The sequence below is a fragment of the Alkalibacterium psychrotolerans genome (assembly GCF_054784355.1).
The window spans coordinates 1-1,538 of the sequence record NZ_BAAGPH010000082.1; the positions used below are offsets into that span (position 1 = coordinate 1).

A 1,538-nucleotide genomic window follows, 5' to 3' on the forward strand; every position below is an offset into this window, starting at 1 on the left:
CAAACCAACGGTTAGCTGAGAGAAAGAACAGAAAAGAAATAGCCGTGTAATTTTTAAAAAATAGTCATTTTGAAATTAGACGAGTGTTTCCTTTTTTAAAAAGTTAGTTATGAAATTGGTTCAAATATAACTAATAAGAGGATTCGAAAGGAGAGATAATGCGTGATTATCAAGCAGCGTGAGAAGTCTCAAACATTGAAGATTTTCGAGATACTCGCTATTCGGTCTGACCTGTCAGTGGAGGACGACACAAATTATCAGAAGCAGATTAAGGGCTATGAAGGCGAAATCTTGTTTGACGAGATGGCAGCCGATTTCTTAAAGGATTCAGTGGTTATAAATGATTTTACCTTTAAGGTAAATGGCCACACCTGCCAGGTAGATACGCTGGTCGTCACTGAAGGAAGCATAGATATTTATGAGATAAAAAATTATGAAGGACGATACCGTTACAACAATAATCGTTTTACCTTGGTGTCTAATGAGTTGGAACTCCTTGATCCGCTAGTGCAGGCGAACAGAGCACAGATTTTGATGAAACAGCTGTTGGTTCAATTAAAAATAAACTGTACATGTGAAAGTTTCGCCGTTTTCATGCATCCGAATTGTACTATTTATCAGAATCAGCCTAATGATCGAGTACTTTTGCCAAGCTTGTTTGCTTATCATTTTAAAAAGAGAAAGCATTCTGGTAGGCGGTCAATTAATGAAGCAACTGAGATAGCAGATAAGTTACTGGCACATAATCGCGAAGCAGTCCTCTACGGTGAGTTACCCAATTATGCGTTTGAAGATCTGAAAAAAGGTATCTATTGCCAAAAATGTAACAGCGCCATTTTAGAGTTAACGGGGAGAACATGCCTATGCCAGATGTGTCATCACAAAGAATCGGGTTTAGACAATGCTGTCCGTCACAGTCTGGAAAAACGACTACTTTTTCCAGACTTAGCATTGGAAACACGTTCCTGTTTTGACTGGTGTGGTGGCATCCACTCCAAATACCGTATTCGTGCTGCATTGAAGAAGATAGAGAACAATAACTGATTTAAGTTAAGCAAAGAGCAGTAAAAATCCACTTTGATTGCTGTATAATTAATAGAATAAGAGTTTTCGTTTTTTAAATTTGATTTTCGCATTGAACTTGTTATGAGGAGGGGTTCAGATGACTAATGTTCGTCTGTGCAAGCAAGGTGAGTCTATAATAGTATCCATACCAGCATCAGAAGCTAAAAATCTGGATATGGATAAAGAGTATAGGGTTAAAGTAGATGATCAAGGGGTTATATCTATAGTACCACTGTTAAATAATCCATTTAAAAGTGCATCAGAAGGAGAATTTTATGAACCAGATACTTGGAGTGAGATGAAATTTTAAGGTAGAGAAAATTTAGATAACTTTAAAAATTACTCTGTAACCTGAACAATTCATACTTTTCGTTGAAACATGTGCCAACTGCCTAACGGCAGCTTAAATTTACTTTTTCATTTTCACCTGTTAAGTGATGAAAAAAGAACCCCATTCTGATATGGTAAAGGTG

General features: G+C 36.8%; 2 protein-coding genes. Both read left to right on the top strand.

Annotation, left to right across the window (positions count from 1 at the left end; genetic code table 11):
• The first annotated feature begins 162 nt into the window (after positions 1–162).
• Positions 163–1,044, top strand: a complete 882-nt coding sequence (locus ACYVLS_RS08990; protein WP_460323732.1) for a nuclease-related domain-containing protein — start codon at positions 163–165, stop codon at positions 1,042–1,044.
• Positions 1,045–1,162: 118 nt separating this feature from the next.
• A complete protein-coding gene (mazE, locus tag ACYVLS_RS08995) occupies positions 1,163–1,375 on the top strand; it encodes a type II toxin-antitoxin system PemI/MazE family antitoxin (RefSeq protein WP_460323734.1) in 213 nt (70 codons plus the stop codon).
• Positions 1,376–1,538: the final 163 nt, after the last annotated feature.

What these genes read in the sequence shown, in the direction of transcription:
- mazE (WP_460323734.1), top strand. Translation starts at nt 1,163, where the DNA reads ATGACTAATGTTCGTCTGTGCAAGCAAGGTGAGTCTATAATAGTATCC.